Below are 22,968 nucleotides of genomic sequence, written 5' to 3'. Positions count from 1 at the left end.
ATAAAGCGGACTTGATACTATTCCCTTCCAATACGATCGCACAAATGTCTATCTTCCTCCTTCACCTCAGCATTTGTCCGCAAATAATCGCGCACGCGATCGCAACCATCAGCCAACAAATCCACTTTCAAAACTCGATCCACATCCCACAAAATCAGCGTATTATCCTCACTCACAGAAGCCACAAATGACCCATCCCCACTATACGCTACCCCCCGAATCGCCGCAGAGTTACCTCTGATGGTCGTTAATTGGGTACCGTCAAGCTTCCAAAACTTCAGCGTATTGTCTACACTACCAGAAGCAATAATATTACCATCCGGGCTAAACGCCACCCCCCATACCGCGGCAAGATGACCTTCCAGAGTTCTCAGTAACTTACCATCCACAGTCCAAAGCTTAATCGTATTGTCCCCGCTGCCAGAAGCCAGAAATTTACCGTCAGGGCTAAATGCCACCCTCCACACAGCAGCAGTATGACCTTGAAAAGTTCTCACTAAAGTACCATCAAGCTTCCACAACTTAACAGTACCATCCCCTCCTGCCGAAGCAATTAGCTGACCGTCAGGGCTAAATACCACCTGCCAAATAGGAGCATGATGTCCTGTCATAGTATGCAATAAAGTACCATCTGGCCGCCAAAGCTTGATAGTATTATCTTGACTTCCAGAAGCAAGAATTTGACCGTCAGGACTGAAAGCCAACCCCATAACTGTAGCGTTATGACCTACCAAAGTTGCGATCGCTTTTCCGTTTCGAGTCCAGATATTCACCTTATTATCATTTCGGCCAGAAGCAATTAACTTGCCATCGCCACTCATGGCAACAGCATAAATCGCAGCGTTTTCTACAGTGAAAGTCCTCAACAATTTGCCTTGCCGACTCCAAAGCTTAGTCGTGCCATCCTCGCTGCCTGTAGCAATTGTAGAACTATCCGAACTCAGTGCGATCGCCCAAATCCCCGCTTTATGTGCAGTAATCATCGTTCGCAATGGGTTTTGACTCTGCCACAGCCTCACCGTATTTTCTGCACCCGCCGAAGCAATAAAACTGCCATCCGGGCTCCAAGCTATCCCCCAAATCGCAGCAGTGTGACCTCTCAATGTCGTCCGTTCTGTTCCGTCAAGATTCCAGAGTTTTACAGTTTGATCCCGACTTGCAGAAGCAAGAGTCTGACCATCGGGACTGAAAACAACTCCCGATACTACAGCAGAATGACCTTCAAGCGTTCGTAGGGGCAGCGCCCCCGTGCCTGGCCCATTAACTGTCCAGAGTTTCACCGTTTTGTCTCCACTTCCTGAAGCCACAATCTGACCGTCTGGACTAAACGCCGCTGCAGATAACACAGAAGTATGACCCCGGAAAGTTCGTAGGGGCAGTGCCCCCGTGCCGGCCCCGTCTTTGTTCCAGAGTTTCACCGTTTTGTCTCCACTTGCCGTAACAATAGTCTGACCGTCTGGACTGAAAGCCACTGAGGGTACCCCAGCAGTATGACCCTGGAGAGTTCGTAGGGGCAGTGCCCCCGTGCCGGCCCCGTCTTTGTTCCAGAGTTTCACCGTTTTGTCCATGCTGGCAGAAGCAATTGTTTGACCGTCGGGACTAAACGCCACTGTCCAGATACCAGCAGTATGACCCTGAAAAGTTCGTAGGGGCAGTGCCCCCGTGCCTGCCCTATCCAGTTTCCAAAGTTTTACAGTTCCATCATCACTTCCAGAAGCAATAAACTGACCGTCCGGGCTAAATTTGACAGACCGAACGATCGCCTGATGACCTTTGAGTGTTGCTATTTCCGTTCCGTCCCGCCGCCACAGTTTAATAGTTTTATCCACACTTGTTGAGGCAATAAACTTACTGTCCCGACTAATATCAATTCCAATAGCAGCCGCTTTATGTCCCGATAAACGGTTGTATTCATCCCCTTCATAAACCGCTTGACGCAATACATTGATCACTCGCTCTTCAATATTTTTATCTGTCTTGCCTAAGTTTTGTAGTCGCCGCTTAGCTTTAATTGCTGCTATTAGTGCATCCAATCGGCGATTAGAGGCAAACAGCCCCTCCGAGGAAGAAACCAGCGCTTCAATTTCACTCATCCGAGCTTCGCGCTCACTAATAACTGCTCGGCGATACTGAAAATAACTTGTTACTCCTAAAGCACAGGCAAGCAGCAGTGCCATACTCACAGAAAATAGTAAGGCCCTCTGTCGTTTAACTGCTTTTTTTTCTTGAATTAATCGCATTTGTTCCTCGGCCAGTCGCGCTTCCACTTCTTTGGTGCGTTCTGCTTCTAAAGCTTGTTGAACTTCTCGCCTATCTAGTTCGGCACTAGCAGCTAAGAACTGATAGTCTAGGTTACTCAAGCTTTTTTCCTGCGCCCAGATTTGACCATCTTTTAAAGCTTGTCCCCGCAAAAGTCGGGAAAAATCTGTTTGTTGTGAAGCAACCCAAGCATCGAAGGTTTGCGAGTAGGGGCGCAGTTGCCCTAATTGCTTCTCTACCCATTCCAGATTAAAAACTTCAGCATAAACCCTGTTTCTCACCTGTAAATAACCATTAGTTTTGACAACTAATCCCGATAATAATAGTTCAATTTGTTCTGGTGAGTCATCAGTTGATACCCTTCCCGCTCTTTTGCTCAAAGGTAAAAATCTTTCATTTCCTAGTAGGGGCAATTCCCCTGTAGTTGCCCTATAAAGATTTGGGTCAGGCACGGGGGTAATGCCCCTATCATCCTCTTCAAAGTCCCACAATGAAAGAGAACCGCTGGTTAAGGGGGGGTTAGATTGTAAAATTTGCTGGTAGATGCCGAGTAATCGGCCCGCGCGTTGTTCGTTGCGAATAATCCGCTCCTTTATGGTTTTTAAATGTTCCGGCTCATCCTGAGATTCCCATTTATTGATGATATTTTCTCGCACTAAACGAGCTACCCAAAACTCTTCTGTTCCGGCGGGAATTGTTACTACTTTTTGCGGTGTAGTTTGAGTTGCTATGTAGGCTAAATAGCACAGTTTTTGCGTAAGAAATGGCTGCCCAGAAGTCCAAGCCAATATCTGTGTGAGAATAGCTTGAGAATTATTGACTACACTTGCCAATCCCGCCGCTAATGGCTGGGCTTCTTCGAGTTCAAAACCTCGTAAATTTATGGCGCGACCAATATTAAAAGGCGTTCGTTTTTTATCAACAATTAAATCGCTAGGGGTTGCTACTCCAAATATTGCAAAAGTAATACGATTATATGCTGGATTAATTGAGCGTTGATTATAGCAAAAGCGAATTAGGGCAAAAAAATCATCGACAGGAAACTCTAGACTGAGAACACTGTCAATTTCATCAATAAATATAAAATTTTTTTCTTCAGGAAACTTGGCTAACAAAATATCTTCAATAAAATGACTCAATCTTTGCAGAAATGATACATCTTCTTCATCACGCCACCAGGTTTTTAGGTTAACTTGCCCTAAAAGATTGAAGCCGCGCCACAGTTCCCCAATCATGCCTTTATACCACTGTAAAGGAGTGATATTTTCGCTACCGATGCGAGTCATGTCGATCGTGCTGCACTGAAAACCTTCTGCTTGCAGTCGGTGCAGGGTACGGACTAAAAGAGAAGATTTGCCCATTTGCCGGGAGTTAAGAACGTAACAAAATTCGCCAGCTTTTAAGGCTTCATAAAGTTCGGAATCTGCTTGCCGAACTACGTATGTAGGCGCATCACTGGCGAGACTTCCACCAATTTGGTATGTTACCTGGGTCATGGGGTTTATGGGTGGGTTTAAAGCTGAGTATGTAGGGAATTTATTTAGAGGTAAGGATGTGGTGCTGGAGCTTCATTATAATATAATAGCCATCCTAAATCATTTGTAAATTTCTTACTCCCTCCCCTTGATAAGGGGAGGGTTGGGGTGGGGTCAAAAATTTACGACTCCTGCAAGGATTGCTAAAGTTATGATAAATTAGGCTAAATTCGGGTTAATTTATCCCTTTTTTTTAGTGCGCGTAAGCGGACTTTGTTTGTATAGCAGCGATTTCCAATCGCCAGGAAAAGTGGAGTTTTCAAGGCGGATAGTGGATTACGCAAATAAACTGTAAAGCCGGCTCTAAATAAAGTTGTGCGAACCAAAATAGAGGCGGTACAACTCGCAGCTTAGCGTACAGCGGTTGTTATCGATATGAATCAGCCCCATACTAAATAATTTAGAAGCCACTATCGGATCTAATTCCACTCCACACTCAGATTTTACCACTTGTTTAAGTGCAACCGCCAGTTCGGGATACTCTTGCAATGTTGCCCAAAAACTCCGCAGGTAATCTTTATAAATTCCCGCTATTGTCGGAGCTTCTTGTAGTAGCTGATCTAGCCTTACGCTGTTTTGACAGAGGTGGTAAAGAGCTAGCCGTACCAGATAAGGATGTCCCCCCACCATTGCCATCAGTCGCTCGGCATCGGAACCCTCTGTCCAATCCAGTCCGTGACGCTGCGCTAAAGCAAGTATCTGCTCTTCTGTAAAATAGGGCAATTGCAGCGGTAAACCGACATTAAAAGGCGATTCAGTGAGCTTTAAAGGAATATAAATTTCTGTGGAGTGAAGAACGATTAACCGCAGTTTTCCCAAAGTTTCAATCCGCTTTGCTTCTTCATGCCAGCTTCGCAGCAGCGGCAAAAATTCTCTGGCAATTTTGGGATATTCAAAAATTATATTTACTTCATTTAAAGCTAACACAAGAGGGGTACTTATTTCTGCTAATATATATTGTTGCAAATAGATGGTGCAGCTTACTTTGCTACCCATGTCTTCATCCCAATAATCATCTAATAGAGGTGGTAATTCTAGGTGACGGCTGATGTTGGCACAAAACCAGCGTAAAAATTTATCGAGGTTGTCTAAAACAGATTCCTCGGCTTGCTGAAAATCTAAACTTACAGTTCGATAGTCAAGAGAAGTCGCGCGATCTAAAATGCGTAGCAGAAGGGAACTTTTTCCCATCTTCCTGGGAGCTTTAATCCGCAGCACACTTCCTGGTTTGGTAATCTCTCGATAGGCGAGTTCTTCAATTAGCGGGTGAGGGATATAAAATGGCGAACCCAGGGGCACGGGAGAGCCGGGAAATTCTAAAGGTGTTGCTAGGCATTGGCTGCGGGTGAATGCTTCAATTAATTCTCGTTCTTCTGCGGTGAGGGAACGTGATTCTACACAAGAGCGAAAATTTGATTTGCTAATAGATGTCTGCAAGATTTGAGAGAGAGATTGCCACAAAGACGAGGCGATGTTTCTCAGGTAATGCTCTCCGTAATGAGAGCCAGATGCAATACTTGTATAAGTCTTTCCTTCCCAAACTTGGCGGAGTATGATTTCTTGTACTGGATATAAATCTTTTTGTAATCGGACACGAGTTAGCTGTAGTACCTCATCTATCGTCATAACTGGCAATAACTATATAAGTGTATCGTTGATATTATCACTTATGATTGACTGTAAAGCTGAAAGCGATCGCCTATTGGATTGCGACACTATCCTGTCGCGACATTTCTCTGGGGGTAATTGGTCACATCGGTTAATTCTCCCCCGAAGAGTATCACTATCAATAAAGAATTCCCTCGCGGGGTGGGGACGGGTGTATTTAACCTGTCTGCACTCTTCAAGGGTACAAGAGTAAACCGACCTCTAGAGGTTTTTGAGAATGGTTCTCTTGATTATGTTAAATCCGTGACATCCGTTAAATCTGGTGATTATCCCGTTGCCTGACTGGTTACTGAGTGCTATAACCCAATTTCAATGGGCGCTGGCGCTCCTACTGGAAAGGAATCTGCGCTCAGTTTTTCTTTATCGTTGCCCAAAATGTCATCCCGGTGTCACAGTTGGTAGTGAAGGCAGAATTAAAAATGTGACAGTTGACTTTGCTAAAGCTTAGTCGATTGATGTTAATTTAATTAACAGTAGTTTCTGATCGCTGCATTTACTCATCACAAGCGTTAAGTCCAAAAGCATAATTCTTCTTTTTGTGCTAGCAGGTTTTTTGATTTGCCTGTAATACGGTCTTAAAAATTTAGCAAATAACCTAGTTGATTTAATGCAAATGGTTCATAAAATTTTTCCTAATTATTTTATTCCTCACGGCCATTGCTACTTGTGGAAGCCTGGATTAGTGGGGCTACACGTTTTGTCCGATGGTTTGATAGCAGTCGCTTATTTTTTGATACCGATCACGCTGATTTATATTGTAAAAAAGCGGCAAGACCTGCCTTTTGACTGGGTTTTCATGCTGTTTGGTTCTTTTATTATCTGCTGCGGGATTACCCATATTATGGAAATATGGACGCTGTGGCATCCTAATTATTGGTTCTCTGGTTTTCTTAAAGGGATTACTGCGCTGATTTCGCTATGTACAGCAGCAGTGCTGGTAGAACTAATCCCAAAAATCTTGGCTATTCCCAGTCCCGCTCAATTGGCGGTGGCAAATAGGGCTTTACAAAATGAGATTGGCGATCGCAAACAAGCTCAGGAAGCACTCTCGCAATTAATGCTAGAATTGGAAAAACGGGTTATTGAGAGGACGATCGCGTTAGAAGTGGCTAATGAACGTTTGCAACAGGAAAATCGCGATCGCTCTTTGGCTGAAAATTCATTGCGCCACTCGGAAGCTAAACTGCGAGAGCAAACTCAGCATTTAGAGAACGCTCTGCAACAACTTAAAGGCGCTCAAGCTCAACTCGTGCAAACTGAAAAAATGTCGTCTTTGGGGCAAATGGTAGCTGGGGTTGCTCACGAAATAAATAACCCTGTTAACTTCATTTATGGCAATCTGATTCCGGCTGAGGAATACATTAAAGATATTTTGGAATTAATTAAGGCTTATCAAGTTTATTACCCCAATCCTGCGCCGGAAATTGCAGACAAGATTCACACTATCGAACTCGATTTTATTTTAAAAGACCTGCAAAAACTTTTTGGTTCGATCAAAATTGGAGCAGAGCGAATTAGGGAGATTGTTAAGTCTTTACGGACTTTCTCCCGGTTAGACGAAGCCGACATGAAAAAGGTAAATATCCATGAAGGTCTCGATAGCACTTTAATGATTTTGCAGCACCGCTTGAAAGAACAACCAAACCGTCCGCCTATCCAAGTGATTAAAGAGTATGGAGATTTGCCAAAATTGGAATGCTACGCTGGGCAGCTTAACCAAGTATTTATGAATATTTGTTCTAATGCTATTGACGCTTTAGAACAGATGGCACAGCAGGGAGATTTGGCCAACGGCTATTGGGAAAATAATTTCTCTGACAACTTACAAAACACCTATTGCCCACTTCTAAAAATTCGCATCCGCACGCTTTTAGTTGATGGCAAGTGGGTGCAGATTCACATTGCTGATAATGGCACTGGCATAGATTATGATGCGATCGCTAAAATTTACGATCCATTTTATACGACGAAACCTATCGGTGCTGGTACCGGGCTGGGTTTGGCAATTTCTTATCAGATTATTCAAGCCCATGAAGGTTATTTGCGCTGCACTTCCGAGGTGGGGAGAGGTACTGAGTTTATCATTGAAATTCCTTTGCGATCGCAATTTGGCGATCGCCACCTAGTGCAAAAGCAAGCTGTTATGAACAAGCTGGGTTGAGGCGTTAATAAATAATGCTGAATCCAGCTACCATTTTCGTTTTTTTTTATTTTTTGCCTAACTTAGGCATCATCAAATCCATATTATCTGGCAATAACAAGTATTATGTGGGAAGCACTCAAAAATATCTTTTCCCCAACTCAGTATATGCCTCACGGTCATTGCTATCTTTGGCAAACGCCTTTAGTGTGGCTGCACGTAACTGGGGACTTCTTAATCGCGATCGCCTACTATTCAATTCCGGCGATGCTAATTTATTTTATCTTCAAGCGGCGCGATGTTCCTTTTTTAGGAATATTTGCTTTATTTGGTGCATTTATTATTCTGTGCGGCACGGGTCACTTGCTAGAAATTTGGACATTGTGGCATTCCGCTTATTGGCTGTCGGGGATTGAAAAAGGAATTACTGCACTGGTTTCCTGCTTCACAGCAGCCTCGATGGTAACACTATTGCCCCAGTTTTTGTCTTTAAAAACCCCCCAAGAATTAGAGACCATAAATCGCCAATTGCAGGCTGAAATTGCGGTACGTGAAGAGGTAGAATTAGCGTTGCGCCACGCTTATGATGATTTAGAAATTAAAGTCCAAGAGCGCACCGCAGAGTTGACAGAAATTAATGGTTATTTAGAAGCAGAAATTAGAGAGAGAATAGCAGCTGAATCGGCTTTACGCGAACGAGAAACTAGGTTGACAGAACAACAAACTGGCTTGCTAGAATTAGCTAAAAATTCTAGTATCTACGAGGGAAATATCGGCGAGGCGTTGAGAGAGATTACGCAAATGGCAACTCGTACCCTGAATGTGGATCGGGCAAGTATTTGGTTTTATCAGGAAGATAAATCCGCAATGTGCTGTGCCGATCTTTACGAACTAACACCCAATCAACACAGCGCCGGTGCAGAACTGAAAGTTGCTGACTATCCTAGCTATTTCCAAGCTTTGAATACAGAACAGGTACTCGCAGCGGTTGATGCCAAAACCGATCCGCGCACCCTAGAATTTAGCGAATCTTATTTGAAGCCTTTAAACATCTCGTCGATGCTAGATGTTCCTATTACCCATAAAGGGCAAATTGCGGGTGTAATTTGTTTAGAACATCTGGGAACGACCAGGAATTGGACGCTCGACGAACAAAGCTTCGCTAGCTATGTGGCGCAGATCGCAGCTTTAGCAATGGAAGCTCGCGATCGCAAGCAAGCTGAGTTAAACTTGCGTTCTGTCACCGAACGTTTGCAATATTTGCTGGCGACTACCCCAGCGGTGATTTTTAGCTGCAAATTAGGGGGAAATTATGACGTAACATTTGTCAGCGATAATATTGTTTCAATGATTGGTTACGAAGCGAGAGAATTTGTTGATGGTTCCCTTGATTGGCATAGCCTGGTTCATCCAGAAGATCGAGAGATTGTTGATACTTCATTCGCTCAGATATTGGAAAAAGAATCGATTTCCTACGAATACCGCGAACGGCACAAAGACGGTAGTTATCGCTGGATTTACGATGAGATCAAGTTAGTCAAAGATGCTGCGGGTCTACCTGTGGAGTGCGTGGGTTATGGAGTAGATGTTACTGCTCGCAAACAGGCGGAAATAGCCTTGCAGCAACAAGTTAAAAGAGAGCGGCTCGTGAATGCTATTCAAGAGCGGATTCGCTCCTCTCTTAACCTAGAAGAAGTAATGAAAATGGCTGTGGAAGAAATTCGCCATTTTTTGTCAACTGATAGAACAGTTATTTACCGCTTTAATCCAGATTGGAGTGGATTTATAGCCGTCGAGTCGGTATCCGTCGGTACGATGCCGATTTTGGGAATTGACATTAATGACCCTTGTTTTCGAGAACGCTACGTCTCTGTTTACGAGCAGGGACACCTGCGCGCGATCGACAATATTTATACGGCAGGTATTTCAGAGTGCCACGTTAATTTACTGAGCGAGTTGGAAATTAAAGCTAACCTCGTGGTTCCCATTTTGCAAGGTAAAAAACTATGGGGTCTACTCATTGCTCATCACTGCCGCAGTCAAAGGCATTGGACTTCTTCTGAGATAGAATCTCTCAAGCAAATTTCCGTACAGCTAGCAATTGCCATCCAGCAATGCACCCTTTTTGAACAAGCTCAAACAGAAATTGCCGATCGCAAATTAGCAGAAACAGCATTACAAAAAGCTGTTATAGCTGCTGATACAGCTAACCGCGCCAAGAGCGAATTCCTTTCTTCTATGAGCCACGAATTGCGAACTCCCCTGAATGCCATTCTCGGATTTAGTCAGGTGATGGTGCGCGATTCATCTCTCAACAATCAACACCAACAGCACCTAGAAATTATTAATCGCGCGGGTGAACACTTGCTTGCGCTAATTAATGACATTTTGGAAATGTCCAAAATTGAAGCGGGCAGAAGTCAGCTTAATGAAAGCAGTTTTAATTTAATGCGCTTGCTAAAAACCTTAGAAGAAATGTTTCGATTAAAAGCTAAATCTAAGAAATTGCAGCTAAATTTGGAAGTGGGTGACGGCGTACCGGACTTTGTTAGTGGAGATGAAGGTAAACTGCGGCAAATTTTGATTAATCTTGTAGGAAATGCGATCAAGTTTACAGAGATGGGTAGTGTTACTTTGCGAGTAAAAAATCAGGTAGAAGAAAGTTTGAGAGCTGAAACCGCAGAGTTTGGGGACACACAAACAAAACTTGCCGACGCGGCTTCTGAACATTCCGAAAGCTTAGCGGTTGAAACCACAGCTATACCAAAAAAACCCGGATGGTGCACTGGTTTTAATCAGTCCGAAAGCTTGGCGAACTTTAGTTGTGTAGACGCGAATGACCTTCAGGCGGAATTTTTACGCCTTCAGTTTGAAATTGAAGATACTGGCCTTGGCATTGCCCCAGAAGAGATGAATAAGTTATTTGAACCTTTTGAGCAAACAAAAACAGGTCAAAAGTCTCAACAGGGGACTGGATTAGGTTTACCAATTAGCCGCAAATTTGTACAAATGATGGGAGGAGATATTACTGTCAGCAGTACACCTGAGTTGGGAAGTAAGTTTGCATTTGATATTCAAATCCGCCTTGCCCCTCCCAGCGAGATTAAAATCCTTAAACCGCAGAACAAAGTAATTGGTTTAGTACCGAATCAACCAGAATACCGGATTTTGGTTGTTGACGATCGCGCCGATAACTGCCTAGTCATAGAGAGATTATTGTCACCACTAGGCTTCATGGTGCGATCGGCTAGAGATGGTCAAGAAGCTATTGCTGTATGGGAGGATTGGCAACCGCACCTGATCTGGATGGATATGCAGATGCCTGTCATGGATGGCTATGAAGCCACCAGACAAATTAAAGCTCATCCTCTCGGAAAACAAACTGTAATAGTTGCTCTTACTGCTAGCGCTTTTGAAGAGGAACGACAAACTATTTTAGGAGCAGGCTGCGATGATTTCATGCGTAAACCCTTCGATGCAAAGATATTATTTGCGAAAATGGAAGAACTTTTAGGAGTGCGTTACATTTACGAGGAATCTGTTGATGCACCACTAGAAAATGAAAGCGAAATTAGCGGAGGGACTAGCAATCAATCTGTCGAGTCACAACTCGATCAAATGCCTCTTGAGTGGGTAGAAAAGATATCTCATGCTGCTCATGAATGTTGCGACGATAAAATTGTCAAGTTGATTGAGGAAATGCCGAGCGAGTTTGCTTTAGCCGCACAATATTTAACTACTTTGGTGCAGGATTTCCTATTTGACGATATTATAGATATAGCGCAGTCAGCAGTTGCGATGAGGTAAAAATACCAGTTTTCAACTAATCTAAAGTTGGGAGGTTATTTTTTTAAAAAAGACCTAACATTAAGCCCAAATAGCGTCTCCTTGCCATCTCTTTTTAGGATAGAAAATCGAAATTTATACTATGGCGTTTTTTTTTGAGGTAAACTTCTTAAGTGTTAATATCTTTTCTCTTAATAAACTACCGTGAGCGATCGCATGGACAGCAATCAATATTTTACAATTCAACCCAACATTTTAGTAGTTGATGATAAGCCCGATAATGTGCGGCTTTTATCTACAATTTTGACCGAACAAGGGTATCAGGTTCGTAAAGCGCTGAACGGGCAAAGGGCGATCGCTACAGTGCAAGAGTTTCCGCCGACTCTAATTCTGCTTGACGTGATGATGCCAGACATGAATGGATATGAGGTATGTGCAAAGTTGAAAGCTTCACCAAAAACCAGTTCGATTCCCGTGATTTTTTTAAGCGCCTTAGATGATGTTTTAGATAAGGTGAAAGCCTTTGATGTGGGAGCAGTTGACTATATTACTAAACCTTTTCAAGGTAAAGAAGTATTGGCACGAGTGGCAAATCAGTTAACAATTCAAAGTCAACAACAGTTACTTCAAGAGCAAACGAAGCAATTTCAAGAACTTGTCGAACGTTTGCAAAACGAAATTAAAGAGCGGCAGGGGGTGGAGCTAGCTTTACGGCTGGCTCAAACAAAGTCGGATCATTTATTGCTGAATATTTTACCAGCAGCGATTGTTGAAAATTTGAAAAAGGGCGAGGGTTCTCCTGCCCAGAGGTTTGATTCAGCAACAGTTCTTTTTGCCGATATTGTCGATTTTACGTCTATTGCTGCTAGAATGTTACCTCTAGAATTGGTAAATGTACTGAACCAGATTTTTTCAAGGTTTGACCAACTAACTGAAAAACACGGTTTGGAAAAAATTAAAACAATTGGAGATGCTTATATGGTAGCGGGGGGGTTGCCTGTGCCGAGGGCAGATCATGTAGAAGCGATCGCAAATATGGCTTTGGATATGCAGGAAGCGATCGCGGATTTTCAAACTGACAGAGGCGAACCATTTCAAATTAGGATTGGCATTCATACAGGGCCCGTAGTTGCTGGCGTAATTGGCACTAAAAAATTTAGCTATGACTTGTGGGGAGATACTGTTAATGTTGCTTCTCGGATGGAATGTCAAGGATTACCGGGATATATTCAAGTTACTACGGCTATTTACGAACTGTTAAAAGAGCGGTATTTCTTTGAGGAAAGAGGTGCGATCGCGGTTAAAGGAAAAGGAGAGATGATCGCTTATTGGTTAAAAGCTAAAAAAGATAATTCAGCGGTTGAAACTGATTATTGTCAAACGCAGTCCACTCCTACCGAACTAATAGAGTACCCAAATACCCGAATTATTTAAGAAGTTGGGCATTTAAATTGCATATTCAGGGCGGGCGGGACGCCCACCCCACAAGAGTTGGATTGTTTTTTGATAGACAATTTAAATGCCGCAATAGCTTAAGAAGTCGGGTATCTAACCTAGGAGCTATGGATGAATGTCGAGCTAATCCTTAAAAAATGAAAATAATTTGCAGTTGCCAATTTTTATTTTCCCGGACGATTTCAATGCGATCGATAAATTCTCGAAAGTAAAACCTGCGTTCTGATTCTGATAAATCGAGCCAAAATTGGGGAAGGGAAACTGTTTGGGCAGTTTCTCGCAAATTTACTGGGGGTAGTTGCGCTAATTTGCTTTGCAGTTCGGCAATTTCGGTGCGAATTTTGTATGCTCTCAACTCTGCCGTTTCGGTGTCTAATATGCCGCTGTCAATCAGGGCCCAAAGTTGCTCTATGATTTCTTGTTTCGATGCGATCGCCCTGACAATTCCTGCTTTGATTCCATTCATATTCGGCATTTGTAACCCAGCAACAGCATCGGGTAAATCCCGACAAATACCGGCGATGGTTAATTGCAATACTTCATCGTAGGAAAGACCGCTACATTTAGGCTGTTGTTGACAGTTAATCGGTCGCAAATAAAGGTATTCTTTTTCTTTGCGGTAGGAGGTGACTTTGGCAACTGTCATGGGCGATTTGCATTCTGCACAAATTGCTAAACCTGCGAGGGAACGTGGGGCGCTAGCGCTGCGAGGAGAAAGGCAGCGGTTGCGGCGCAGTAACCTGTCTATTTGGGCGGCTTCTTCTCTGGAAATAATCGGGACGTGGGTGTTAGAAATTACTTGGCTGTTTTGATATTCCAAATCGCCTCGGTAGGCGGGATTTGTCAGCCAGCGGCGGCCGGTGCTTACAGAGATTTTTTTGTTGTATTTCTTGGCTAAATACCGCACGGAACCTCGCAAGGAACCGTAAATTAAAAAGTGTTCAAAAAAGTCTTTGACTGTGGGGGCGGTGGTTTTATCGATCGTATAACAATCTTTGCCGCGCCGGTAGCCGTAAGGAGCCTTACCCGGTGGCATCCGGGATTTGATGCGGTTGCGCGCGTGTCCTTTGCGAATACTCCGGCTGTGTTGGCTGCGCTGGATTTCTGCGAGGATGTGCAGCAAGTTTTTGCGGTTTCGCGGTTCTGTTTCTGCTTGTACGATGATTTCGACGCCGAGGTTTTCGAGTTGGGCGAGGTGCGAACACACTTGCTGCAATGTGTCGCCTAGTTCTTCAAAGCGCTGAACTAATAAGTATTTGACTGGTTCTGTTTCGCAGTCTTTGAGGAGTTGCTGAAGTTGTTGCCGCCCTCCTAAGTCTTGATAGGTGCGATCGACTTCTTGGCCCCAATTTTCCGGTGCGGGTGCTGCTTCCAGTAGCGGTTCGGTGTAAGAATAAGCGATGATTTTCATCTGTTACTCGCTGAGTTCGATGATGTTGCCGTCGGGATCTTGGGTAAATAATGCCGATCGACCTGACGCGCTCATTTGGAACGGGCAATTGTGAGCGATTAACTGTTGTTTGGCTGCCTCTAAGTTAGCCACAGAAAATGCTAGATGTCGGTTGCGTCCCCATTTGGCATGGTCTACGGCATCTGGGATAATTGTTGCACCTAAAATTAGGTGGAGCTGGAAGTCGCCGATTTGATACCAGATTCCGGGAAATTTTAAGTCTCGATCGATTTTTTGCAGGTTTAGTACGGTGCTGTAAAAGTGTTGGGATTTTTCCAGGTTGGAGATGAGTATGGCGCTGTGGAGGGATTGAGTAATTTGCATTATTGTTGGGATTTATTGTTTTATTTTAACCGCTGATGCAGGCAGATGAGCGCTGATGAACGCAGTTTTTTTGATGTTGGTTGAGTTTTTGATATGATAACATTGTCTGTCGCTATTAATATATCCATTATCAAGTCTTGTAACAAAAAAATGCCCGCTGGGAGTGTTTTTAACAATGGTTTCTCAAAAAAGTGCGATCGTCTCCAGAGCGGGCAAAATCCGTCTCCGCAATGTCTTGGTAGTTCCCTTTGTTCTCCAAATTTTGGCCGCTGTTGGCTGCGTTGGCTATCTCTCTTACAGAAACGGAGAGCAGATAGTCAACAATATTGTTAGTCAGTTGCGCCACGAAGTGAGTGCGAGAGTTTACGAACGTGTTCAAACCTATCTAGAAGCTCCGCCACTGGTGAATCAGATCAATCAGGATGCTGTACCTTTGGGGGTGTTGAACTTTGACGATTTGGAGCAAGCTAGACCATATTTTTGGAAACAAGTTCTGCAATTTAAGTCGATCGGTCACGCGGGAATTGCCAACGAAAAAGGTCAGTACCTGCGTGTGGGTTGGGTAAATCGGCTGGTTGGACTGGAACAACCTCAGCTTGCCCAGCAACTGATTCCGGGGGGTGGCGACTTGATCTATTACAACCTTGACGATAATGGAAACCCGACAACAATCGAAAAAAACACGCCCAATTATGACGTTCGCACGCGCCCTTTTTACAGAGTAGCTGTTGAGAAGAAACAGGCAGCTTGGAGTGAAGTTTATATTAATTTTGGCTACGGTACGCTGCAAATTAATGCGAGTCTACCCTATTATGATGCCGAAGGGAAACTAATTGGCGTGCTGACTTGCCAGATGGGACTAGATCAAATTCGCCACTTCCTGCAAACCTTACGCGTGGGTAATTCCGGTCAAGTATTTATCATTGAACCCCAGGGTGAGTTAATAGCAACTTCCGTTAAAGAACAGCCTCTTTCGGTGGGAACAGGCAAAGATACAAAGCGGCTCAAAGCACAGGAAAGCAGCAACCGGCTGATGCGTCAAAGTGTGCTTTATCTGCTCGATCGCTTCAAGCGTTTGGAAGACATCGATCAAACTGTTCAACTTGACTTTTATCTGAACGGTGAGCGGCAATTTATCCAAGTTTCTCCGCTAACAGACAAGTATGGTCTCAATTGGCTGAGTGTAGTAGTAGTTCCTGAAGCGGACTTTATGGCGCAAATTTATGCTAACACTCGCCAGACCATTTGGCTCTGTATTGTGGCTCTCATTGTCTCTGTTGCAATGGGTATTTTCACCGCTAGCTGGATTACTCGCCCCCTGAATCAAATTGCTCAAGCTTCAGAATATCTAGCAGGTGGTGATCTTAACCAGAACGTTGATTCCAGTCGGATTTTGGAAATTGAAACCTTAAGAAATTCCTTTAACAGTATGGCGAGACAACTGCAAGAATCCTTGGAAACGCTAGAAGATAAAGTCAAAGAACGTACCTCTGAACTCGCTACAGCCACCAAACAAATTGCTACTCTCAACCAGCGTCTAAAAGCGGAAAACCTCCGCATGAGTTCCGAACTCGATATGCTCAAACAAATGCAGCAGTTGATTCTGCCCAAACCTGCTGAACTCACAGCCATTGAAGATTTAGATATTGCCGGATTTATGGAGCCAGCCTCGGAAGTAGGTGGTGATTACTACGACGTACTTTGTACTAACGGGGTTGTCACAATTTGCATTGGTGATGTCACCGGACACGGATTAGAAAGCGGCATTTTGATGGTGATGACTCAAGCTGCTGTCCGCACTCTTCAGGAAATGCAAGAATCCAACCCTGTGCGTTTTTTAGATACCCTAAACCGCACTATTTATAAAAATGTCCAGCGCATGAACTCCGACAAAAATATGACACTGGCTTTGCTCAACTATGCCGATCGTACAATTAGTATCAGCGGTCAACATGAGGAAACTATTGTGGTCAGGAAAGGTGGTAAAATCCAGCGAATAGACACCATTAATTTAGGATTTCCGCTCGCATTAGAGGAGGATATTTCCGATTGGATTAGCCATGTTTTAGTAGACTTAGAGCCGGGGGACGGGGTGGTGCTTTACACTGACGGCATTCCCGAAGCTAGAAATATGCACAAAAAATTCTATGGTATTGAAAGACTCTGTGAAGTGGTTTCTCAAAACTGGCATTTGAGCGCCGAACAAATCAAGGAAGCCGCCATCGCTGATTTGCGAAATTTTATTGGAAAACAAAATGTTTTTGATGACATTACTTTGCTAGTATTGAAGCAACAGGGAAATATTGTGCATAATTGATGATTGACTGTCGTCAACCAGGTTTCTACGATCGAGCTTGGATTTAGTCGCCAAGCATGGAACCAGCAACCGGATTTATCGCTTTGCCCGTGTAAGTTATAATAATTTACAGCGAGCGAGTCAAACAATTTTTCGCTTCCCGATTCGGAAGTATCAATTATGAAACCACAAGTAAATTTAGCACCATCTAAATCTCCAGAAGAACTCCATACCCAGCTACAGGAGTTGAGCGAAAAACTTGAGGAAGTAGAGGATGAAAAAAATAGCTATGAAACCTTAGTAGAAATTATCACGCAACACTCCACGGATCTGGAAAACCAGATCCATCATAAAAACCGAGAGATGCAGACTTACATTGAGCAGGTAAAAAAGGTTATAGATGCAGCTATTGCTGTAAAAAATAATAGCTTTGAACCCCAGATATTGTCAGATGTGGCAGCGCGCAGTGATGCACTGGGAGAACTAGCACAGGTATTTTCGCATATGGTGCAAACGGTGAAAGCGCGGGAACAAGAATTAGAGAAACTTTTGCAGGCTTACGGACGTTTTGTTCCCGCTGAATTTCTCCAATTTCTCGGCAAGCAGAGCATTGTTGATTTCCAGCTTGGAGATCACGTGAGCAAAGAGATGGCAATTATGTTTTCCGATATGCGTTCGTTTACCACGATGGCGGAGCAAATGACTCCTCAAGAAAACTTTGACTTCATCAATAACTATTTACAGCAAGTTAGTCCGGAAATTCGTAAGCACAATGGTTTTATTGTCAAGTATATTGGAGATGGAGTCATGGCAGTTTTTCCCGATGGCGTTGATGATGCTATTCAGGCAGGAATTGTGAAGTTGGATCAGTTGCAAAAATACAATCAAAGCCGTAAAATAAATGGGGATATACCGCTGAATATTGGCATTGGTATCCATGTGGGTGATACGATGGTTGGGATTATTGGAGATGCGAATCGCATGCAAGCAGATGCGCTCTCGGATCATGTCAATCTCACCGCTCGTCTGGAAGGTTTGACTAAGTATTATGGCGTATCTTTATTAATTTCTGGAGATGTGGTACAACGTTTGAGTCAACCCGAAAAGTATCATATCCGTTTTTTGGATCGGGCTATTGTCAAAGGTAGACAAGAAGCCATTACAGTTTGTGAGGTGTTAGATGTTGAAGTAGAACCAGTGCGATCGCTCAAAATTCAAACTTTGCCTATATTTGAGGAGGGACTCCAAGAATATTGTCAGGGAAATTTTGCTAAGGCCATAGTTTGTTTTGAACAGATAGTAGCCCTAAATCCAGATGACAAGCCCAGTCAACTTTACCTAAAACGCATCCAATCGCTGTTAGAAAATAGTCTTCCGGCTAACTGGAATGGCGTGTGGAAATTCACCAAGAAGTGACCTTAATACATCAATTGGATAGAGAAAAATCATGACATCTGGAAGCTTAAAAACAATGACACAAATATTTGGAGAATTCATTGAAGAATTTCCTCCTGAACACGACTCCCTAGAACTTACATTTACTCCCAGTTCTCGCCCGATCAAACAGCGCTGGCGCAACAACAGGCTTTCAGCTCATTTTGTAGCCGATTATTTGTCTAGCTTTCTACCTGTGGATGAGGAGGATGCTAGCAGCGAGAAACGGATCAAACAAAGCAAGGGAGCAGTGAGCTACGTAGCCAACGAACTGTTAGAAAATGCGATAAAATTCAATAACGATGATACCAATTACAAGGTCAGATTTGGCATCCACTTTATTGGTGAAACAGAGGTGACGGCGGTAATTTTTGCCAGTAATAGTGTCACTTCAGAAGGGGCGAATAAGTTGAAGGAGTTTATTGAAGAAATTATGGCTTCCGATCCAAATGAACTTTATTTGCAGCAGCTTGAAAAGAATGCGGAATCGGAAAGTGATACCTCTGGATTGGGATTGCTGACGATGATTAATGACTATTCAGCTAAGATAGGTTGGAAATTCGAGCCCAGGCCAGATAGTGATACCATCATTGTTACGACTGTGGTTCAAATTAGGGTCTAGTTTCTAGCATTTCAATATTTACTCTCTTGTGCGATCGCAATATTTTAGTCAGGAAACAAAATCACAATGGGCATTCAAGAAATTAAAGGTGAAGATTACAGCATTCAATACGATCGAGAATCAGTCACAGTCACTTTCAAAGGCGAACTCAGCCTGAGCGGCCCAGCAGAGTATGCACCAATAGCCGAATTGTTAGATGAGGTCGCCAATGGCGAACCGCCTACTATTACCTTGAACCTAAAACAATTGGAATTTGTTAACAGTTCCGGTATCAGTATGCTGTCTAAATTTGTCATTAGCGTCCGAAAAAAGAAAACTATTCAACTTTTGGTATTGGGTTCAAATGATATTCCTTGGCAACAGAAATCTCTCAGAAATTTAGAAAAGCTGTTGCCAACTTTGAAGCTCGAATTAGCGTAGGATATGTGTAAATTTTAACTACAGTTAACACAGGCGGGAGGCCCGTGCCACAGTTAACACAGGCGGGACGCCCTTGCCACAGTTAACACAGGCGGGACGCCCGTGCCACAGTTAACACAGGCGGGACGTCCGTGCCACAGTTAACACAGGGGGGACGCCCGTGCCACACATAGTTAACACAGGCGGGACGCCCGTGCCACACATAGTTAACACAGGCGGGACGCCCGTGCCACACACAGTTAACACAGGCGGGACGCCCGTGCCACACACAGTTAACACAGGCGGGACGCCCGTGCCACACATAGTTAACACAGGCGGGACGCCCGTGCCACACATAGTTAAAATAGATAAATTTGGATGTTAGTAAATTGCTTAAGTTTGCTGGATCGGCAGTTCCATGATAAACTCGGTTCCCTTGCAGGGTTCCGACTCGCACCGAAGCGATCCTCGGTGATTCTCTACTAAGATTTTGTAGACAATAGACAATCCTAAACCGGTACCTTTACCGATTTCCTTGGTGGTGAAAAACTGCTCGAACATTCGTTCTTTTATCTGTGGTGTCATTCCGGGTCCCGTGTCAGCAATCCGCACTCTCACGCGATCGGGCCCTGCTAATTCTGTGCTGATAAAAATTTTTAGCGCAGCATTGGGCTGATTTTGTGCTGCCTCGTCCAAAGCATCGATCGCGTTGGTAATTAGATTCATAAATACTTGATTTAGCTGTCCTGAATAACACTCTACAGGAGGCAATTTTCCATATTTTTTAATTACTTGAATATCGCGACGGTCTATTTGAGAATTGAGACGGTTTCGCAAAATTAACACGGTGCTATCAATGCTGTCGTGCAAGTCGCACATGGTCATGTTACTGTTATCGGTGCGCGAAAAGTTGCCCATAGATTTGACAATTTCGCGAATGCGATTGGAACCCATTTGCATGGAAGACATAACTTTAGGCAAGTCTTCAACTAGAAAATCAAGATCTATCTCTTCGATTTTAGCTGTGATTTCGGGACAGGGATTGGGATAGCATTCTTGATAGAGACGCAGCAGGTTCAGCAAATCTTGAGTATAAATTGCGGCATGGCTCAAGTTGCCGTAAATAAAACTAACTGGGTTATTAATTTCGTGGACGATACTAGCCATTAGCGCCCCCAGCGAAGACATTTTTTCGCTGTGGAGGAGTTGAGCTTGAGTTTGTTTGAGTTCGCAAAGTGCGCGATCGAGCTGGGCCGCTTGAGCTTCCGCTTTCGAGGTAGCAGCACAACTTTCTTGATAAAGTTCAACCTGTTTGAGGTCGATTTCAAATTGTTCGATTTCGCTTTCTTGCTGGTATTGACTCACCACGGCATCGAAAGCTTCTAGCAAGTCGCCGCCCGCTGCTTCCACAATGTACAGCAGGTGGGGGTTTTCCAGCCTGAGTTCGGCATCGGGAACTTGCACCAAGGCTTTTATTCGATCGATATATGCGCGCACTTGTTTGTCTAAATACAGTGGCGGCTCAAAATACATTGCCTTGACGGTGGCTGAAGGCGGACTCAATAAGTTGATGCTGCTGCTAGTATTAATTAAGTCGCGGTGCGATTTTTCCATAAGCTCGATCGCCTCTAACAAATTCACCCGCAGTTTTGCTCTTTCTGCCGCATTCTCCGAGCAAACTAACCTCATGCAAAAAAAAGCCGTTCGTTGGGAAAGCATTCGCTGGCGGCCGCTGATGTTAATTACCGCAGCACTAATTTTTCTGGCTGTCGTAATTTCTTCCAGATTAAAGTAGTTGCTCAGTGCTGCCATTGGTAATACCCCCGACTCCACTAAATGTCTGTAGCTCCTGCTGACACAAGATTTAAGAGCCATAAAAAAAATTGTACAATACACTAATCAATATATTCTGTATTTCCTAATAAAGTAGTATACTAAAACACAATTATTTTCCATTTGTGGCTTATCACAATTTTTATGATTCGGCTTCTTGCACAGTTTTTCTTAATTATTCAAAAATTCACAAGTCAACTTCGCCATAATTGGAGCTTGAGTTTGCGGCAACCCGTGAGTGGCATTGGGAATAATTGCTAACTCTGCCCCCGGTATCTCGCCCGCGTAGGTTTCACAGTGCCATAGAGGAATTGTTTCGTCACTCTCTGCTGCGATAACTAAGGTAGGAATTTGCAATTTGTGAATTTCTTTTTCTACTGTATCAACTGCATCTTCTGGCCGCATCCGACTCATTAAAAATGACCTTGCTACTGGTTGAGACATTAACTCCCTGCGCCACCCGGAAATTTGCTGCAATTTCTCACTTTTTCCCGCTAAACTAGCAAAAGGTTTTGCCAACTGCAAGGCCCAATCAACAACTGGAGTTTCCCACAATAGCGGCCGCAAAGCATCGTATTGACCGCAAAAACTGTCGTCCCGAATTCCGGCTGGTGCTGCTAACACTAAACTGCTGACAGAATTAGGATATTTGAGGGAATATGCAGATGCTACCCAACCGCCAAAAGAATGTCCGATGATGCAGCAGGGTTCGATATTTAGTTGTTCTACAACTTGCCGCACAAAAGCCACTTCTACAGCTACGTCGTAGCGGATTTCTGGTTTGCTGGATTCTCCAAAACCTAACATATCTAAACTGATGCACCGAAACTGAGATTGCAATAACTCAATTAATGGCAGCCAGCAAGTCTTTTCTCCGAAGAAACCGTGCAACATCAATAAGGGTCTGCCGCACCCGATGTCGAGGTAGGTGGCTGTTTGGGTGGTGCTATTGACAAATGTACTTAATGTGTGCTTTTGTCCTACAAGTGCTTGAGACTGCATGGGGATCGACTCCTGATAGGTAAGAAATATTTGTAAAGGATTGTAACAAAAAAGCAGTCCAAACGTTAAACTTCATTACGGAGTACACAGTTAGAAATAGACCATGATATTGTCTATGATTATTAGAAAATTCTACAAACTCAAAGCAGGAGAACACTTTGAACTCTACTTTAAAACAGTACCCGGCTTGCTCTCTTCGCGAAGATGTCAGTGAGTACGTAGCACACCTACAGCTTCACATGACTTTACAAGCTCGCAACTTGCTCCCTACCATTACCACCGCTAAGGATAGTCGCGAACAACTGTTGCAGCAGACTCAGGCTCATTTTGAGAAACGAGTTTCTCGACAAGCTATTTAAACAAATTTAACGATCGCCCGCAGTTGATCGAACTTTCCGACATTTCAGCATCCCAGAAACCCGGTAGCCTCAAAAATACCGGGTTTCTTTTCGGCTAATTATGCAGGGGGCCCGGTTTTGGGTAATATGCGTTGGGTGTGCTTTAAATTTAATGTCTATGCGAATTTCGATTATTGCATTTTTGACTTTGGCGGCGCTGGGTGGGGGCGAATTGGCAGCGCGGGCGATCAATCCGAGTGCCACACCGACTGAGGCGGAGTCTAGGGAGGGAACCGCAGAGGCGCAGAGGGAGGAGGATGAGGTGAGTCTCACATCTGGCACCATTCTCCAGAACGGGCAAGATGCCCGTTCCACAAGAGATGAATTGTTTGGTGGCACAGGCATCTTGCCTGTTCATCAAAAGCTG

At 43.8% G+C, this 22,968-nt stretch carries 14 protein-coding genes and 1 pseudogene; 9 read left to right on the top strand and 6 right to left on the bottom strand.

Annotation, left to right across the window (positions count from 1 at the left end; all coding sequences use genetic code 11):
* Positions 1-17: 17 nt before the first annotated feature.
* Together QUB10_RS16695 and QUB10_RS16690 are read right to left on the bottom strand one after the other, a co-directional pair.
* Positions 18-3,755, bottom strand: coding sequence for a WD40 domain-containing protein (locus QUB10_RS16695; RefSeq protein WP_333203759.1), 3,738 nt, complete (start codon positions 3,753-3,755; stop codon positions 18-20).
* 342 nt (positions 3,756-4,097) lie between these two features.
* Positions 4,098-5,420, bottom strand: coding sequence for an AAA-like domain-containing protein (locus tag QUB10_RS16690; protein ID WP_333203757.1), 1,323 nt, complete (start codon positions 5,418-5,420; stop codon positions 4,098-4,100).
* Positions 5,421-6,069: 649 nt separating this feature from the next.
* Between QUB10_RS16690 and QUB10_RS16685 the strand changes: the two genes are divergently transcribed.
* The 3 genes from QUB10_RS16685 to QUB10_RS16675 all read left to right on the top strand — a co-directional run bounded on the left by QUB10_RS16685 (position 6,070) and on the right by QUB10_RS16675 (position 12,822).
* Entirely contained in the window at positions 6,070-7,623 is a 1,554-nt protein-coding gene (locus tag QUB10_RS16685; RefSeq protein ID WP_333203755.1) for an ATP-binding protein, read from the top strand.
* Between the two features lie 105 nt (positions 7,624-7,728).
* A complete protein-coding gene (locus QUB10_RS16680; protein ID WP_333203753.1) occupies positions 7,729-11,409 on the top strand; it encodes a GAF domain-containing protein in 3,681 nt (1,226 codons plus the stop codon).
* A 195-nt stretch (positions 11,410-11,604) separates the two neighbouring features.
* Complete coding sequence (locus QUB10_RS16675) at positions 11,605-12,822, top strand: adenylate/guanylate cyclase domain-containing protein (protein WP_333203811.1); 1,218 nt, start codon at positions 11,605-11,607, stop codon at positions 12,820-12,822.
* 151 nt (positions 12,823-12,973) lie between these two features.
* Here QUB10_RS16675 and QUB10_RS16670 read toward each other — a convergent pair whose 3' ends face one another.
* The gene (locus tag QUB10_RS16670; RefSeq protein WP_333203751.1) at positions 12,974-14,254 is read right to left on the bottom strand and encodes a recombinase family protein; all 1,281 of its coding nucleotides are present in this window, start codon (positions 14,252-14,254) and stop codon (positions 12,974-12,976) included.
* 3 nt (positions 14,255-14,257) lie between these two features.
* Positions 14,258-14,617: a VOC family protein gene (locus QUB10_RS16665; protein WP_333203749.1), complete on the bottom strand. Its 360-nt coding sequence runs from the start codon at positions 14,615-14,617 to the stop codon at positions 14,258-14,260.
* A 175-nt stretch (positions 14,618-14,792) separates the two neighbouring features.
* On the opposite strand from QUB10_RS16665, the gene QUB10_RS16660 reads away from it, so the two are divergent.
* The 4 genes from QUB10_RS16660 to QUB10_RS16645 all read left to right on the top strand — a co-directional run bounded on the left by QUB10_RS16660 (position 14,793) and on the right by QUB10_RS16645 (position 19,389).
* The gene (locus tag QUB10_RS16660) at positions 14,793-16,934 is read left to right on the top strand and encodes a SpoIIE family protein phosphatase (RefSeq protein ID WP_333203747.1); all 2,142 of its coding nucleotides are present in this window, start codon (positions 14,793-14,795) and stop codon (positions 16,932-16,934) included.
* Between the two features lie 159 nt (positions 16,935-17,093).
* Positions 17,094-18,329 (top strand): adenylate/guanylate cyclase domain-containing protein, encoded by a 1,236-nt coding sequence (locus QUB10_RS16655; RefSeq protein WP_333203745.1) that lies wholly within the window; start codon positions 17,094-17,096, stop codon positions 18,327-18,329.
* Between the two features lie 31 nt (positions 18,330-18,360).
* Entirely contained in the window at positions 18,361-18,969 is a 609-nt protein-coding gene (locus QUB10_RS16650; protein WP_333156142.1) for a DUF6272 family protein, read from the top strand.
* A gap of 66 nt (positions 18,970-19,035) precedes the next feature.
* Positions 19,036-19,389: a slr1659 superfamily regulator gene (locus QUB10_RS16645; protein ID WP_333156140.1), complete on the top strand. Its 354-nt coding sequence runs from the start codon at positions 19,036-19,038 to the stop codon at positions 19,387-19,389.
* Between the two features lie 372 nt (positions 19,390-19,761).
* Here QUB10_RS16645 and QUB10_RS16640 read toward each other — a convergent pair whose 3' ends face one another.
* Together QUB10_RS16640 and QUB10_RS16635 are read right to left on the bottom strand one after the other, a co-directional pair.
* Positions 19,762-21,243 (bottom strand): ATP-binding protein, encoded by a 1,482-nt coding sequence (locus tag QUB10_RS16640; RefSeq protein ID WP_333156138.1) that lies wholly within the window; start codon positions 21,241-21,243, stop codon positions 19,762-19,764.
* 129 nt (positions 21,244-21,372) lie between these two features.
* Entirely contained in the window at positions 21,373-22,203 is an 831-nt protein-coding gene (locus tag QUB10_RS16635; RefSeq protein WP_333156136.1) for an alpha/beta hydrolase, read from the bottom strand.
* A gap of 158 nt (positions 22,204-22,361) precedes the next feature.
* Here QUB10_RS16635 and QUB10_RS16630 point away from each other — a divergent pair, with 158 nt between their 5' ends.
* Both QUB10_RS16630 and QUB10_RS16625 read left to right on the top strand, forming a co-directional pair.
* Positions 22,362-22,562 (top strand): hypothetical protein, encoded by a 201-nt coding sequence (locus tag QUB10_RS16630; protein WP_006634481.1) that lies wholly within the window; start codon positions 22,362-22,364, stop codon positions 22,560-22,562.
* 151 nt (positions 22,563-22,713) lie between these two features.
* Positions 22,714-22,968 (top strand): annotated as a pseudogene (locus QUB10_RS16625) (BamA/TamA family outer membrane protein); the annotation flags it as partial.

The organism is Microcoleus sp. B5-D4, assembly GCF_036705145.1.
Classification (GTDB): Bacteria; Cyanobacteriota; Cyanobacteriia; order Cyanobacteriales; family Microcoleaceae; genus Microcoleus.
The sequence above is the reverse complement of the archived record's forward strand: the minus strand, read 5'-3'. Positions and strand labels throughout refer to the sequence as shown.

Coding starts and splice junctions, on each gene's coding strand:
- QUB10_RS16695 (WP_333203759.1), bottom strand. CDS start 3,755: ATGACCCAGGTAACATACCAAATTGGTGGAAGTCTCGCCAGTGATGCG.
- QUB10_RS16690 (WP_333203757.1), bottom strand. CDS start 5,420: ATGACGATAGATGAGGTACTACAGCTAACTCGTGTCCGATTACAAAAA.
- QUB10_RS16685 (WP_333203755.1), top strand. CDS start 6,070: ATGCAAATGGTTCATAAAATTTTTCCTAATTATTTTATTCCTCACGGC.
- QUB10_RS16680 (WP_333203753.1), top strand. CDS start 7,729: ATGTGGGAAGCACTCAAAAATATCTTTTCCCCAACTCAGTATATGCCT.
- QUB10_RS16675 (WP_333203811.1), top strand. CDS start 11,605: ATGGACAGCAATCAATATTTTACAATTCAACCCAACATTTTAGTAGTT.
- QUB10_RS16670 (WP_333203751.1), bottom strand. CDS start 14,254: ATGAAAATCATCGCTTATTCTTACACCGAACCGCTACTGGAAGCAGCA.
- QUB10_RS16665 (WP_333203749.1), bottom strand. CDS start 14,617: ATGCAAATTACTCAATCCCTCCACAGCGCCATACTCATCTCCAACCTG.
- QUB10_RS16660 (WP_333203747.1), top strand. CDS start 14,793: ATGGTTTCTCAAAAAAGTGCGATCGTCTCCAGAGCGGGCAAAATCCGT.
- QUB10_RS16655 (WP_333203745.1), top strand. CDS start 17,094: ATGAAACCACAAGTAAATTTAGCACCATCTAAATCTCCAGAAGAACTC.
- QUB10_RS16650 (WP_333156142.1), top strand. CDS start 18,361: ATGACATCTGGAAGCTTAAAAACAATGACACAAATATTTGGAGAATTC.
- QUB10_RS16645 (WP_333156140.1), top strand. CDS start 19,036: ATGGGCATTCAAGAAATTAAAGGTGAAGATTACAGCATTCAATACGAT.
- QUB10_RS16640 (WP_333156138.1), bottom strand. CDS start 21,243: ATGGCTCTTAAATCTTGTGTCAGCAGGAGCTACAGACATTTAGTGGAG.
- QUB10_RS16635 (WP_333156136.1), bottom strand. CDS start 22,203: ATGCAGTCTCAAGCACTTGTAGGACAAAAGCACACATTAAGTACATTT.